General features: G+C 45.4%; 13 protein-coding genes. 2 read left to right on the top strand and 11 right to left on the bottom strand.

All coding sequences use genetic code 11. From position 1 onward, the window contains the following. Positions 1-133: 133 nt before the first annotated feature. The 10 genes from HDC91_RS14090 to HDC91_RS14045 all read right to left on the bottom strand — a co-directional run bounded on the left by HDC91_RS14090 (position 134) and on the right by HDC91_RS14045 (position 9,852). Positions 134-1,714 (bottom strand): M28 family peptidase, encoded by a 1,581-nt coding sequence (locus HDC91_RS14090; protein WP_183553232.1) that lies wholly within the window; start codon positions 1,712-1,714, stop codon positions 134-136. 30 nt (positions 1,715-1,744) lie between these two features. Continuing rightward, positions 1,745-2,182 (bottom strand): ribose 5-phosphate isomerase B, encoded by a 438-nt coding sequence (gene rpiB, locus HDC91_RS14085; protein WP_183553230.1) that lies wholly within the window; start codon positions 2,180-2,182, stop codon positions 1,745-1,747. 76 nt (positions 2,183-2,258) lie between these two features. Further along, entirely contained in the window at positions 2,259-3,116 is an 858-nt protein-coding gene (gene tatC, locus HDC91_RS14080; RefSeq protein WP_162430482.1) for a twin-arginine translocase subunit TatC, read from the bottom strand. 73 nt (positions 3,117-3,189) lie between these two features. After that, entirely contained in the window at positions 3,190-4,524 is a 1,335-nt protein-coding gene (accC, locus tag HDC91_RS14075; RefSeq protein WP_162430483.1) for an acetyl-CoA carboxylase biotin carboxylase subunit, read from the bottom strand. 93 nt (positions 4,525-4,617) lie between these two features. Next, complete coding sequence (gene accB / locus HDC91_RS14070) at positions 4,618-5,103, bottom strand: acetyl-CoA carboxylase biotin carboxyl carrier protein (protein WP_183553228.1); 486 nt, start codon at positions 5,101-5,103, stop codon at positions 4,618-4,620. Between the two features lie 161 nt (positions 5,104-5,264). After that, entirely contained in the window at positions 5,265-6,254 is a 990-nt protein-coding gene (locus HDC91_RS14065; protein WP_183553226.1) for a beta-ketoacyl-ACP synthase III, read from the bottom strand. Between the two features lie 11 nt (positions 6,255-6,265). Further along, positions 6,266-7,204: a phosphate acyltransferase PlsX gene (gene plsX / locus HDC91_RS14060; RefSeq protein ID WP_162430486.1), complete on the bottom strand. Its 939-nt coding sequence runs from the start codon at positions 7,202-7,204 to the stop codon at positions 6,266-6,268. A 14-nt stretch (positions 7,205-7,218) separates the two neighbouring features. Then, on the bottom strand, positions 7,219-7,410 hold the full coding sequence (gene rpmF, locus HDC91_RS14055; RefSeq protein WP_082855913.1) for a 50S ribosomal protein L32: 192 nt from the start codon (positions 7,408-7,410) through the stop codon (positions 7,219-7,221). Positions 7,411-7,427: 17 nt separating this feature from the next. Next, positions 7,428-7,949, bottom strand: a complete 522-nt coding sequence (locus HDC91_RS14050) for a DUF177 domain-containing protein (RefSeq protein WP_183553224.1) — start codon at positions 7,947-7,949, stop codon at positions 7,428-7,430. A gap of 277 nt (positions 7,950-8,226) precedes the next feature. Next, positions 8,227-9,852: a M1 family metallopeptidase gene (locus HDC91_RS14045; RefSeq protein WP_183553222.1), complete on the bottom strand. Its 1,626-nt coding sequence runs from the start codon at positions 9,850-9,852 to the stop codon at positions 8,227-8,229. Between the two features lie 436 nt (positions 9,853-10,288). On the opposite strand from HDC91_RS14045, the gene HDC91_RS14040 reads away from it, so the two are divergent. Next, a complete protein-coding gene (locus tag HDC91_RS14040) occupies positions 10,289-13,435 on the top strand; it encodes a type ISP restriction/modification enzyme (RefSeq protein ID WP_183553220.1) in 3,147 nt (1,048 codons plus the stop codon). A gap of 152 nt (positions 13,436-13,587) precedes the next feature. After that, a complete protein-coding gene (locus HDC91_RS14035) occupies positions 13,588-13,845 on the top strand; it encodes a hypothetical protein (protein WP_183553218.1) in 258 nt (85 codons plus the stop codon). A 24-nt stretch (positions 13,846-13,869) separates the two neighbouring features. Here the strand turns inward: HDC91_RS14035 and HDC91_RS14030 are convergent, their stop codons facing one another. Next, positions 13,870-14,016 carry a hypothetical protein gene (locus tag HDC91_RS14030; protein ID WP_183553216.1) on the bottom strand — a complete coding sequence of 49 codons (147 nt, stop codon included), beginning with the start codon at positions 14,014-14,016 and terminating at the stop codon, positions 13,870-13,872. Positions 14,017-14,173: the final 157 nt, after the last annotated feature.

Below are 14,173 nucleotides of genomic sequence, written 5' to 3'. Positions count from 1 at the left end.
TAAACAAACCAATTAACAGATGTAACAATTGTTAAAAATACAGGTTTAAAAATGCAAAACTATATCTGGAGGGGCCTGTATTAACAAAAAAAGCGGCTGTTAAGCCGCTTTTGTATTATCATTTCAGATACTTTTATTTCGATGGGGTGGCCGGTTTTACATCAACCACCGGGCGGGCATCGCGGTTAGCAAGTTCCCAGCCGGTAAAAAATGCAAGCTGCGCACGTTTAACCAATAACGGGAAGTTTATTTTGCTTACTTCATCGCCAGGGGCGTGATAATCTGCATGCACCCCGTTGAAATAGAATATAATTGGCACGCCGTAACGGGCAAAGTTATAATGATCTGAACGGTAGTAAAAACGGTTAGGATCGTTTGGATCGTCGTATTTATAATCCAGTTTCATTTTGGTGTAGGTGTTATTTGCTTCCTCGCCAATTTTATGCAAGTCGGTGCTTAGCATAGCCGAACCGATAGAATAAACGTAGTTTGCAGAATCGGGCTTGCCCACGTATTCTTCGCCAACCCGGCCGATCATATCTATGTTCAGGTCGGCAATGGTGTTAGCCAATGGAAACACCGGATGATCGGTATACCATTCTGAACCCAACAGGCCTTTTTCCTCGCCAACGTTGCCCAGGAAAAGCACGCTGCGGCGCGGTCCCTTACCATCTTTTTTTGCCTGCGAAAAAGCACGGGCAATTTCAAGGATACCGGTTGTACCAGAACCATCATCATCGGCACCGTTGTTAACTTTATCAGTAGCGCCTGGCTTGGTTACCAAACCAATATGATCGTAGTGGGCCGAAAACACCAGTACCTCGTTCTTCAACTTAGGGTCTGAACCTGGCATAAAGCCTAAAACATCAACCGCTTTAACATCGGTTTTTGTTGAGGTTGCAGATACGCTGGCCGTGGTTTTAATAACCTGCGTTTGTTTTGCGGTGGCTGCTGCTGCCTTAAGGTCGGCGAATGTTTTGCCGGTTGCTTTAACAGCGGCATCGGCAACTGGGCCGGTTACCATAAATACAGGCGATACCACATCACCTGCGGCTGCTTCGCCCTTTTTTAGCGAAATGCTGGCAGAACCGCTTGGGTTTACGCCGTTAAAACGCGCAAGCAACTTTGATAAGCCTTCGTTAACGCCTAATATTAAAGCCGGTTTTTTAGCCTGCATAGCCTTAACTATAGCCTGGCGCGCAGCGCTCATACGGTAGCTGGTATTGGCGGTTTTGCCTTCTTCGGGTTTGTCCTCGTTTATCCAAAGTACCACTTTGCCGGCAAGGTCAACATCTGCGATCTCATCGGCAGTACCATAGCCCACAAATACTATATCGGCAGCATTTACCTTTACATCACCATTCGATCCCTGGAAAACAAAATCTTTCCAGTTAGTAAAATCCTGTCCGTTTATGTTTAAAGCGCTAACGGTTAGCGTGCTTTGGGTTAACGGTACCTCTAAGAAATACGAGCCTTTAACCGGGGCTTGCAGGCCTAATCTTTTAAATTCGGCAGCAATGTAATTGGCGGCTTTTTCCGCACCCGGCTTACCGGTTTCGCGGCCCTCGAATTCGTCAGATGCCAAAATGCTCAGGTGCTTCCTGGCATCGGTCGGATTGATCACCTTGCTGTACTTAAGCGCGGTTGGGTTTTGTTGGGCACAGGCGGTGGCCGTAAATGCCAGCCCCGTGATCCATAGTGATAGTTTTTTCATTTAAATTTTAATAATGGGTCAGTTTATCTTTTAGCAGCCAATCTTGTTAACGCGGTTTGCATGGCGCCCGCCTTCAAATTCCTCTGTCAGGAATATTTCTATAATGCTTTTGGCATCCTCAATTGATACATGGCGGGCTGGTATGCAAAGCACATTTGCATTGTTGTGTGTGCGTGCCGGGATAGTTACATCGGGTTTCCAGCATAACGCCGCACGTATGCCCTGGTGTTTATTGGCCGTCATGGCCACACCGTTGGCGCTGCCGCAAAGCAGTATGCCATAGTCGGCCTCGCCGGCTTCAACGGCATTGGCAACCAGGTGGGCAAAATCTGGGTAATCGGCCGATTCGGAAGAGTAAGTGCCGTGGTCGGTAAACATAATATCATCACCAAACATGCCTAAAATGGCCTGCTTATAATCAAAGCCGGCATGGTCGGCGCCAATGGCTATTTTTAACCCTTTTTTCATCAACCCAAATTTATAATAATATTGCGTTGCCGAAGGTAAAGATTTTGTTGGAAATAGAATAAGCTAACCTCACTAATTACAGCGCGTTTTCGCGTGCTTTTTTACGCTTTTCAACAACACCGGCAACCAGGATACCTATCTCATAAAGGATGAACAGCGGGATGCTGACCACGGTCATGGTCATCATATCGGGTGTAGGCGTTACCACCGCCGCTATGATCAGGATGATCACCACCGCGTAACGGCGGGTATCGCGCATAAACTTAGCGGTAAGGATGCCTAATGATGACAGCACATACACTAAAATTGGCAGTTCAAATACGATACCCGTTGCCAGGGTAAGGGTAGCAACAGACGACAGGTAAGAATCGACAGTAAACTTATTCTCGATTTGGGAGCTAACGGTAAACCCGGCAAGGAAATTTATCGACTCGGGCGTGATCACATAATAGCCGAACAAAACACCGAGGATAAATAAAAAGGAAGCGTATATAACAAACCCCGATGCGGCCTTGCGCTCTTTTTCGTGCAAGGCGGGGCGAATAAAACGCCAGATCTCCCAAAGTAAATACGGGAAACCAAGTGTTATACCTATCAGAAGCGCCGAGTTGATCATCAGCGTGAACTGCCCGGCCATCTCGGTATTAAGCAGGCTTATGTTGATCTTATTGATACAAAAACCATCGCGGTGAAGCAAATCACCCAGGTGGCACAACATGCGATAGGTCCAAAAGCTGGGCTTACTTGGGCCCATGATAATGGTATCGAAGATAAAATCGTAGAAATAAAAAGCTAAACACGTAAAAATTACAATGGCGATGGCCGAACGCACCAGGTGCCAGCGCAGGGCTTCCAGGTGATCAAAGAACGACATCTCGGCCTCCATGTTCTGGCCTTTTTCTTTTATTGCTTTTATAAGTTTGTTATCGCTCATTGCCTTTTATTCAGCACTATTAACGCCGAAATACTATTTACGTTGTATTAACCCCCAAAAGATTTTTTTAATATTAATATTCGAACGTTTCCATGAATTTGGTGGTGAAATTGCCGGCACGGAAGTTAGGGTCTTGCAGCAGCTTTAAATGGAACGGAATAGTGGTTTTAACACCCTCTATCACAAACTCGCTTAACGCACGCTCCATGGTCGATAAGGCCTCATCGCGTGTTTGCGCCATGCAAATAACCTTAGCGATCATCGAATCGTAATTCGGCGGGATTATGTAGCCGCTGTAAACGTGCGTATCTACGCGTACACCATGGCCGCCCGGCGAGTGAAAGTTTGTTATTTTACCCGGCGAAGGGCGGAAGTTGTTAGCAGGGTCTTCGGCGTTTATACGGCACTCGATGGCATGCATGGTTGGCTCGTAATTTTTGCCTGATATTGGTATACCTGCAGCTACCTTTATCTGTTCTTTTATCAGGTCGAAATTGATCACCTCTTCGGTAACCGGATGTTCGACCTGTATACGGGTGTTCATCTCCATAAAGTAGAAGTTCCGGTTCTTGTCAACCAAAAACTCCACCGTACCGGCACCTTCGTATTTAACGGCCTTTGCCCCTTTAATAGCGGCATCGCCCATTTTTTTACGCAGTTTTTCTGTCATAAACGGCGAAGGGGCCTCTTCCACCAGTTTTTGATGGCGGCGTTGTATAGAGCAGTCGCGCTCAGATAAATGGCAAACCTTGCCGTACTGATCGCCCACTACCTGTATCTCGATATGGCGAGGGTCTTCTACGTATTTTTCGAGGTATAGGCCATCGTTACCAAAGGCCGCGCCCGATTCGGCACGGGCGCTGTCCCATGCGTTTTCAAATTCGCTGTCTTTCCAAACAATACGCATACCACGGCCGCCACCGCCGGCCGTTGCCTTTAGTATAACCGGGTAACCTATTTTGTTGGCAATGTTAATGCCTTGCTTTACATCAGTTAATAACCCTTCTGAGCCCGGAACGATAGGCACGCCCGCTTTCTTCATGGTTTCTTTTGCCGAAGCTTTATCACCCATCCGGTTGATCTGATCAGAGGTGGCACCAATAAATTTAATGCCATACTCGGCGCAAATAGCCGAAAACTTAGCGTTTTCTGATAAAAACCCGTACCCCGGGTGTATTGCGTCGGCATTGGTAAGTTCGGCCGCAGATATAATATTGGGGATATTTAAGTAGGAGTCGCGGCTTGCCGGGGGGCCAATACATACAGCTTCATCGGCAAAGCGCACGTGCAAACTATCACGATCGGCGGTTGAGTATACAGCTACCGTTTTAATGCCCATCTCTTTACAGGTGCGAATGATTCGCAAGGCAATTTCACCCCGGTTAGCTATTAATATTTTTTTAAACATGGCTTTCAGATGTGCAAATTACAAATGTGCAGATGTGCAGATGAAAATGAATGCGCCTAATTTGCACATCCGCATATCTGCACATTTGCACATCTATTTAGGTTCTACTAAAAATAAAGGTTGGTCGTATTCAACCGGCGATGCGTTATCTACAAGTACTTTAACTATACGGCCCGAAACTTCCGACTCGATCTCGTTGAACAGTTTCATGGCTTCGATGATACAAAGCACGGTGCCGGCGCTTATTTCGTCGCCTACGTTTACAAATAAAGGCTTATCTGGCGACGACGAGCGGTAGAAAGTACCGATCATCGGCGATTTGATGGTAATGAGGTTTGAGGCCTCGGCAACCGGTGCTGCTGCTTCAGGAGCAGGCGCCGCGGCAGGCAGGCTTGCGGGCTGCGGTGCAGATGCGGCCGCAAGCGGCTGTGGCTGCTGCACAGGAATTGAAGCATTTACATAAGTTGGCGCTTCGTTTGTTTTTATAGTGATCTTAAAATTTTCCTGCTCGATAGAAACTTCGTTTACGCCCGATTTTGATACAAAGCGTATAAGGTCCTGAATCTGTTTAATATCCATAATAGCGATAATTGGTTTGGATAAAAGTATTTATAAATATGCAAATATGCGGATGTGCAAATATGCAGATGATTAAAGTGAATTAGTTATTTAACACGTACAATTTTAAGATGTTTTAATTAAAAATCTGCATATCTGCACATTTAAAATCTGCACATCTGCTAATAAGCCCATTTTAAATAAATAGAACCCCAGGTAAACCCGCCGCCAAATGCAGCCAAAATAAGGTTGTCGCCTTTTTTAAATTTGTCTTCCCACTCCCATAAACATAGTGGTATGGTGCCGTTTGTGGTGTTACCGTAGCGCTCAATGTTAACAATAACCTTATCGGCCGTTAAGCCTGTGCGGTTAGCGGTGGCATCAATAATGCGTTTGTTGGCCTGGTGTGGTACCAGCCAAGCAACATCATCCGCGGTAAGGTTGTTGCGCTCCATCACTTCGGCGGCAACATCGGCCATGTTGGTTACGGCAAACTTAAATACGGCCTGCCCTTCCTGGTAGGCGAAATGCTCTTTGTTGGCAACGGTTTCGTGCGTGGCCGGACTAACCGAACCGCCCGATTTCTGGTACAACAGCTGCGAGCCGGCGCCGTCGCTTTTTAAAACAGAATCGATGATGCCGTAGCCTTCGGTGTTGGGCTCAAGCAGGGCGCAGCCGCAGCCATCGCCAAATATGATACAGGTAGCACGGTCTTCGTAATTGATAATGGCCGACATTTTATCGCCGCCAACTACCAGTACTTTGGTGTGCTTTCCGCTTTCGATAAACTGGGCGCCGGTTGCCAGGCCAAAAATAAAACCCGAGCAAGCCGCCTGCAAGTCGTACCCCCAGGCGTTTTTAGCGCCAATTTTGTGGGCCAGTATGTTTGCGGTGGCCGGGAAAGGAAGATCGGGGGTGGTGGTGCAAAAAATAATCAGGTCTATCTCTTCGGCGCTTATACCGCGCTTTTTTAATAAGCCCTGTACAGCAGGAACGGCCATATCAGAGGTGCCGAGGCCTTCGCCCTTTAAAATCCTTCGCTCTTTAATGCCCGTACGACTGGTGATCCACTCATCATTGGTATCCACCATTGTTTCCAGTTCCTGGTTGGTTAACACGTACTCGGGTACGTAACCATTTACAGCGGTAATAGCAGCATGAATTTTGCTCATTCTATGTTTTTTTACTGAAAAGCCAGTTTAATTTTGTCTATAAGATTGGTCTCGATCATGTTTCTTGACAGCAGCACCATGTTTTTAATAGCCTCGGGGCTTGATATGCCGTGGCCAACAACAACAGGCGCGTTAACGCCAAGTATAGGGCTGCCGCCGTATTGCTCGTAGTTAAAGCGGTCAAAAAATTCGTCTTTAAATCGTTTTTTTAAGGTAATAACGTAAAAAGATTCGGCAAGTTTCAGAATAACGTTGCCGGTAAAACCGTCGCACACAACAACATCGTTATTGTCTTCAAAAAGGTCGCGCCCTTCAATATTGCCAACAAAGTTAAACAGGCTGGTGGCTTTCATTAAAGGGTAGGTGCCCTGTAAAAGCAGGTTGCCTTTTTCTTCCTCTTCGCCAATGTTCATCAGCGCAACGCGGGGGTTTGCAATGCCGTAAATAGATTGGGCAAGCAGGCTGCCTAACACACCAAACTGCAAAAGCACATCGGGCTTGCAATCGGCGTTGGCGCCTACATCTAATAAAATACCCAAACCGCCTTTAAGTTTGGGTATAATGGTTGTCATGGCCGGGCGTATTACACCGGGTATCGTTTTTACGCTGAACATACTGCCTACCAGCATGGCACCGGTATTACCTGCCGACGAAAATGCCTGTATGGCACCCTCTTTAAGCAGGTTAAACCCAACGCTTATGCTCGAGTCTGGCTTTTGTACAACGGCCTTTGTGGGGTGTTCGCCCATGCCAATTACTTCGGTTGTGTGTACAAACTCGAAGTTATCGGGGCTAAAATTATTTTCGTGAAGAATGCTTAGGGCTGTATCCTTGTCGCCAATAAGCACAAGTTTTTGCCCGGCAACCAAAACCTTGCTGGCTTCAATTGCTCCTAAAACGGCTGCCCTGGGGGCGTAATCGCCGCCCATAATATCTAAGCCAATCTTCATTTCAGAAAATTAACTTAAACTGCTACAGCCTTTTCGATAAGAATTTTTCCGTTGAAGTAAACGTTACCATCAACAGTGTAAGCCCTGTGTGGCAGGTGTACCGCACCAGTAGTTTGGCAAGTAGTTAAAGTAGGCGCTTCGGCTTTGTAATGCGTTCTGCGTTTATCTCTTCTTGATTTTGAAATTTTCCGTTTTGGATGTGCCATAACTTTTAGTTATTATATTATTTTAATTTTTTGAGGGCTTCCCATCTCGGGTCAGTGCTCTCGGTTTGTTCATCATTTGCCGAAAGCTTATTTAAGTTTTCCAGCATTTCCCTGTCACAATATTCGGTGTTGCCCTCGTTACCGCAGGTAGCAATAAACGGCAAGGCAACATTTACATATTCGTATATCAGCCCGGCAACCCCAATCTCATGATCGTTTTTGCCAAGGGTAATAATCTCATCATCCTCGCTCATTGTTTCATCGCTGAACCGGGCTATCTGCTGTTCGTGTATATCCATCGGTTGCGGATAATCGGCCAGGCATTTATCGCAGGTTGCGCCAACGGTGCCCTTAATGTCAAAATTAAGTATCAGCATCGTTTCCTGCTTTTCCAGTTCAACCTTACATAAAAGGTTAGCTTTTTTAACCAGCGAGTATTCAAACTCGGCAAAAAAAGCATCGGTTATTTCGTATTCAAAATAATGCTTACCCAGCTTTAGGCCGGTAAAAGGTATTGAATATGTTTTTAGCGATTTCAATGAGCAACAATTAGCCCGCAAATGTAGGTAAATTTCTGAAAAGCGGAAAGTGTTTTTTTTAATTGGATTTTGAGGTTGGTGAGCGGTGAATTGAGCGTGGTGAGGGGTTGCGGCGCAGCACTTACCTTTCGCAACATGTCATCCCGAACGAGCGATAGCGAGGAGGGAACTTCTACAACATACATGTGGCGAAACAGCAGGCGCCCTTATCGCTTGTAAAAGATCTCCCGTCGCTGCGCTTCCCTCGAAATGACACGTTTTTTAAGCCGGGCCGGCCTTACCGCATGGTAACCTTTTTATAATACCATCCCCTCGGGTCGATAACCGGGATAGTTTTGCTCTTGATGGCAAAGCGCGTGGTTTTGCCGGCGGTGCTGGTATGCAGCAGGCCTTTATCGGTCATGATATCCAGCGGCAGGTCCATCGGGCTGTTTTTAATGGTGAGGTAATAGCTTTCGGGGCCGGTTTGCACCAGCTCAAACTCCATAAAATCAAGCGTGTACAGGTAAAAATCGAACAGCGGCTTTAAATTTTTGCCCGACTGGGCCGAGTAATACCGCTCCACCTCATCGGTAGTAAAAAATTTATTGTAAGGGTATTTAACATCAACAATAAACTTTTTAAGCGCCGGGAAAAATACGCTATCGCCCAAAACATATCTTAATGTGTGCAGCAAAAACGCCCCCTTGCTATACATGTCGGTGTTATAATTGGAGTTTAAATATTCGCTTTGGCCGGGGATGATAACCGGTTTTAACCCGCGGATGCCCGCCCGCTGCCTGATCATTACCGAATCGTACCCCGCTTCGCCGCGCTTATCTAAAAAGAACAAGGCCTCGGCGTACGTGGCCGACCCTTCCTGGATCCACATGTGCGACCAATCGTAATTGGTTACCTTGTTTGCCCACCACTCGTGCGCGTATTCGTGAAACATCTCGCCCGAAAACTCCAGTCCGCCGGGGTATTCATCATATTTAAACTTGCCGCTGTAGGTAACCATGGTTTGGTGCTCCATGCCCGAGTTCGGCACTTCGGCAATACCTATCTTCTCGCGGTACCAGGGGTACTCGCCGTAATATTTTTCCATCATCCGGGTATCGCGCACACGCATATCCAGCACCTTGCTGGCCTGCGCGGTATCCTGCTCTAAAACATAAAACTGTATAGGCACCTTATGCCCGTTTACGGTGGTGTAGGTGCGACTGTACACCTTATACTTGCCGATATTGAACACCACCGTGTAGTTGCTGATGGTGTAATTGGTTTTCCAATGCCAGGTAGCCTCGTTGTTTTTAGCCGCTTTTACGCCCTGCAGCAAACCCGGCCCCGCTACCGACAAGCCTTTGGGGATGGTGATAAACAGGTCGACGCCCTCGTTTGGCTCGTCGCTTGGGTGATCTTTACAAGGATAGTAAAGTTTAGCACCCTGCAGCTGCACGTTTATCGATACCCATGGGTTTCCCTGTGTATCTGTTTTCCAGGTGAAGCCGCCCACCCATGGCGGCCGGGTACCCTCGGGCGGTACGCCGCCGTAATAAATGCGTACCCGCTGTTTGCCGGCCTTAAAGCCGCTTTTGTTGATGATGAGTACCGAATCGCCAACCTGCTTAAAAGTATTGCCGCTGCCGTTAACCAGCGTTTTGTTTACTGTAAGCAGGTGCACCAGGTCGAACAGTAAAGTATCTGTAGCCCGCGACAGCACCAGGTCGATCTCGGCATAGCCATCAATGATGTGCTTTTGGATATCCACCCGCAGCGACAGCGTATTATGCCGGATATCCATAATGGCCTGCAACGGCCGTAGCGGCCCGCCCGAGTTTACATAACTAACATCGCGGCTTTGCGCAAACAGCGCTGCCGATGCACCGCACCACAATACAACTAAGGCAAGTATCTTTTTCAAAACAGACCGGTTAACCCAATAAATATAGGGTTTGTTGCCGAAAGGTGAAAGCAGAAGCCAAAGTCACCCCTCTTGAGAGGGGTTAGGGGTGTGTTGAAAGCTTAAATGTCATGGTGAGCCTGTCGAACCATTAGCCAAGCGTACAGGTCTTCGCCAAGCTCAGACTGACGTCTTTGCGGGTAGTTCCCCTCTTGAGAGGGGTAGGGGTGTGTTAATGCCAATCAATTCCCTCCCCAAAGGAGGATTAGGGAGAGGTTTATAAAAGCGATAGGTAAAGCAAGGCTTGTGTTGCATCGGATAAGGCAGCTCCCGCTATACGCTTATACCCTGCAGGCCTTAGGCGCGATGGCCGGTATCGCTGCTATCGGGTTTAGTTAACAAAGGCTTTTTACGATAACCTGTAATTTGTTACCTTGCTACTTTTATAACCTTATACATGACCATCCCTCAATATCTGGACCGATTACAGGCAAGCTATAAACTTGGCAACGCTACCGAACATACTTACCGCGGTTACCTGCAGACCTTGTTAGAGCACCTTGCCAGCGGCGTTACCGTCACCAACGAGCCTGCCCGTATCAAATGCGGTGCGCCCGACTACATCATTACCCGTAACGAGATACCCGTTGGTTATATTGAGGCAAAAGATATTGGTAAAGACATAAGGCATAAGGACTACAAGGAACAGTTTGACCGTTACAAAAAATCGCTGAACAATCTTATAATAACCGATTACCTGGAGTTTGAACTTTATATTGACGGCGAGTTTAAAACAAAGGTAAAAATAGCCGAGGTTGACGGGCACAATGTAAAACCTTTGCCCCAGCATTTCGACGAGTTCACTGCGCTTATACGCAGCTTTTGCACGCATATAGGGCAAACCATTAAATCATCGCAAAAGCTGGCGGTGATGATGGCTGATAAAGCCAAACTGCTGTCGCAGGTTATTGAAAAAGCTCTGACCAGCGATGTGGAGAACGAAGAAGACAGCTCGCTTAAAGAGCAGATGCACGCCTTTAAAGATATTCTGATACATGATATTAAACCGCGCGATTTTGCCGATATATATGCCCAAACCATAGCTTATGGTATGTTTGCAGCAAGGCTGCATGATACCACGTTGAATGATTTTTCGCGGCAGGAAGCCGCCGAACTGATACCCAAAACAAATCCGTTCTTACGTAAGCTTTTCCAATACCTGGCCGGGTACGACCTTGACACCCGTATTGTTTGGATAGTTGATGCACTGGCAGATATTTTCAGGGCTACGGATGTAGCGGCTTTGTTAAACAACTTTGGCAGGGCTACCCAAACGCACGACCCTATCATTCATTTTTACGAAACCTTTTTGGCCGAGTACGACCCGGCGCTGCGTAAAGCACGCGGCGTATGGTACACGCCCGAGCCGGTTGTAAATTTTATTGTGCGGGCAGTTGACGATATTTTAAAAACTGAGTTTAACCTGCCTAACGGGCTTGCTGATAACAGCAAGATAAAGATCAAGCAAAAGGCCATGACCAAAGCCACCACCGACCAGCGCTCGAAAATGAAAGAGGTGGAAACGGAAGTGGAAGTTCACCGGGTACAGATACTTGACCCCGCTACAGGTACCGGCACATTTTTAGCCGAAGCCATTAAACACATTTACAAACGCTTTGCAGGCCAGCAGGGCATTTGGAGCAATTATGTAGAAAACCACCTGATACCGCGCCTTAACGGGTTTGAGCTGTTAATGGCGAGCTATGCCATGGCGCATTTAAAACTTGATCTGCTGTTAACCGAAACCGGCTATAAAGCCACCCGCGACCAACGCTTTCGCGTTTACCTGACCAACTCATTAGAAGAACACCATGCCGATACCGGCACCCTGTTTGCCAACTGGCTGAGCAGCGAAGCAAACGAAGCCAACCACATTAAACGCGATACGCCTGTAATGGTGGTGATGGGGAATCCGCCTTATAGTGTAAGTAGTAATAACAAAAGCGAATGGATTGAAAAACTAACTGCCGATTATAAAAGAGACTTAAACGAACGTAATATTCAACCGCTTAGTGATGACTATATTAAATTCATCCGTTTTGGTCAGCATTTTGTTGATAAAAATGGAGAGGGTGTCTTAGCATATATTTCAAATAATAGCTTTGTTGACGGTGTTATACATAGACAAATGCGTAAATATTTGTTAGAAAGTTTTGACAAAATCTATATATTAAACCTACATGGGAGTTCTAAAACGAACGAGATTTCTCCAGATGGGACGAAGGACGAAAATGTTTTCGATATACAGCAGGGAGTAAGTATTAATATTTTTATAAAAAAAAGGGGGCTTAATGATTCACCCATAATTAAGCATGTTAACGTTTGGGGTAACAGAAACAAAAAGTATTCGTTTTTGAAGGATAATTCTTTAGAAACCATTCAGTTTACCAATGTTATTAGCTCAAAACCTGATTTTTATTTTACGGAGAAAGACCTAGATCTAAAACTAATCTTTGACAATGGGATTTCACCAATCGAACTATTTAAAAACTACAATTCAGGCGTTCAGACAGAATTTGACGAAATTGCCATTCAACAGACTTATTCAGATTCTGAGAAAACATTTGAATTGTTACATGATTTAAGTGAAGATGATTTGCTAAAAAGATTTAATTTGCCAACTAAGTACAGGCAAAAACTTGCGAATGCAAAAAAGGACGTACAAAAAAATCAGCATAAGATATATAAATTAACATATAGGCCTTTTGAACAAAGAAGCGTAATCTATACAGGTCAATCCAATGGATTAATGGGGAGGCCAAGAGAAAGTATAATGAGGCATATGTATAGTGGACCAAACATATGCTTAGTTTTAAAAAGAGCTAGATTACTTGGTAAAGAAAAGACTTTTAACCATTGTTTTATTTCCTCAAATATGGTTGATAAAAATTTTCTATCGGATCAATCTTATTGTTTGCCATTGTATTTATATCCTAATAATGATCCGCAAACAATTTTATATAGTTCAAATGCCCGGACTTCTAATCTCGACAAAGAAATCGTCAAACAAATAGCAACAGGTTTAGGCTTAACTTTTACCAACGAAAAAGAACCAACCGTAGGCACTTTTGCACCGGTTGATATTTTAGATTATATCTATGCTGTACTTCACAGTCCAAGTTATCGCGAAAAATACAAGGAGTTTTTAAAAATTGATTTCCCACGTGTGCCCTACCCAAAAGATGCTGCCAGGTTTTGGCAACTGGTAAAGTTAGGTGGCGAGTTAAGGCAACTGCATTTATTAGAAAGCAGCGAGGTTGATAAATATATTACCAGCTACCCACAGGATGGCAATAACATAATAACCGGTACACGTTACGATGCCGGCAAAGTATATATCAACGATACCCAATATTTCGACGGCGTGCCTGCCGGTACCTGGCAGTTTTATATTGGTGGTTACCAGCCCGCCCAAAAATGGCTAAAAGACCGCAAAGGCCGCGAGTTAAGTTTCGACGATATACTACATTATCAGCGCATGATAGTCGCCCTAACCGAAACACAAAGATTGATGGCTGAAATTGATAAAGTGGGGGTAGAATAAAAGGTAAATTGTTAAGATGAGTAAGTTGTCAGACGAATTAATAGAATCAGGAGCAAACTATTATTACAATGCGTTGGTAAAAAATTGGTGCACGATTTAAAACGAGCACCGCAAGCGTATAGATTATCTCCCGATTGTGGTCTCAATAATTTATGGGAAGAATTTGTGTCCAAAAGCAAACCGATGAATGGGATGGATGGCACTTCCTTGAAGATTATCTTGATAGTCAATCTTATATTCTGTTTGAACAGCAACCAACATTTGTTCAACAAATTTTAAGTTTTGAATTTTTAGAAGATAATAAATTGGTAATTCATCAAGATGATGTTTGTGAGAAACTGAAGTCTTCTTTATTCGACATAGCGCGCAATTACAATAATGCCTGGATAGAAAAATATTTGTTTGGATAAAATATAAACCGGCACCGCCAGCAGTCAATCTAAACCCGGTTGAAGCGTATACCGGCCATCGCGCTTAAGGCCTGCTGGGTCCCGATAGCTATCGGGAAGCGGAAAACGGGGCTGCCGCAACCGAAACCCCGCAAACAGCACCTTTACAAAACCACCTAAAGCCTTGTTCATTTAACAAGGTTTACACCCCTCCCTGCCTTTACACTTGCCAGCCGCACCCCTCCCGGGGGGGGATTGTATTGCTTCCTAAAAACGCCGAAAAAAGTTCTATATCAGCAGATAAACCGGTAAATGTTTCATAAAAATGGTGACACGACCGTGTCACTAT

This window comes from Mucilaginibacter sp. AK015, assembly GCF_014200785.1.
GTDB lineage: Bacteria > Bacteroidota > Bacteroidia > Sphingobacteriales > Sphingobacteriaceae > Mucilaginibacter.
The sequence above is the reverse complement of the archived record's forward strand: the minus strand, read 5'-3'. Positions and strand labels throughout refer to the sequence as shown.

Bases quoted from the DNA above. Each gene is read 5' to 3' on its own strand.
- HDC91_RS14090 (WP_183553232.1), bottom strand. From the start codon at position 1,714: ATGAAAAAACTATCACTATGGATCACGGGGCTGGCATTTACGGCCACC.
- tatC (WP_162430482.1), bottom strand. From the start codon at position 3,116: ATGAGCGATAACAAACTTATAAAAGCAATAAAAGAAAAAGGCCAGAAC.
- HDC91_RS14040 (WP_183553220.1), top strand. From the start codon at position 10,289: ATGACCATCCCTCAATATCTGGACCGATTACAGGCAAGCTATAAACTT.
- HDC91_RS14030 (WP_183553216.1), bottom strand. From the start codon at position 14,016: ATGAACAAGGCTTTAGGTGGTTTTGTAAAGGTGCTGTTTGCGGGGTTT.
- HDC91_RS14035 (WP_183553218.1), top strand. From the start codon at position 13,588: ATGGGAAGAATTTGTGTCCAAAAGCAAACCGATGAATGGGATGGATGG.
- accC (WP_162430483.1), bottom strand. From the start codon at position 4,524: ATGTTTAAAAAAATATTAATAGCTAACCGGGGTGAAATTGCCTTGCGA.
- rpiB (WP_183553230.1), bottom strand. From the start codon at position 2,182: ATGAAAAAAGGGTTAAAAATAGCCATTGGCGCCGACCATGCCGGCTTT.
- rpmF (WP_082855913.1), bottom strand. From the start codon at position 7,410: ATGGCACATCCAAAACGGAAAATTTCAAAATCAAGAAGAGATAAACGC.
- accB (WP_183553228.1), bottom strand. From the start codon at position 5,103: ATGGATATTAAACAGATTCAGGACCTTATACGCTTTGTATCAAAATCG.
- plsX (WP_162430486.1), bottom strand. From the start codon at position 7,204: ATGAAGATTGGCTTAGATATTATGGGCGGCGATTACGCCCCCAGGGCA.
- HDC91_RS14065 (WP_183553226.1), bottom strand. From the start codon at position 6,254: ATGAGCAAAATTCATGCTGCTATTACCGCTGTAAATGGTTACGTACCC.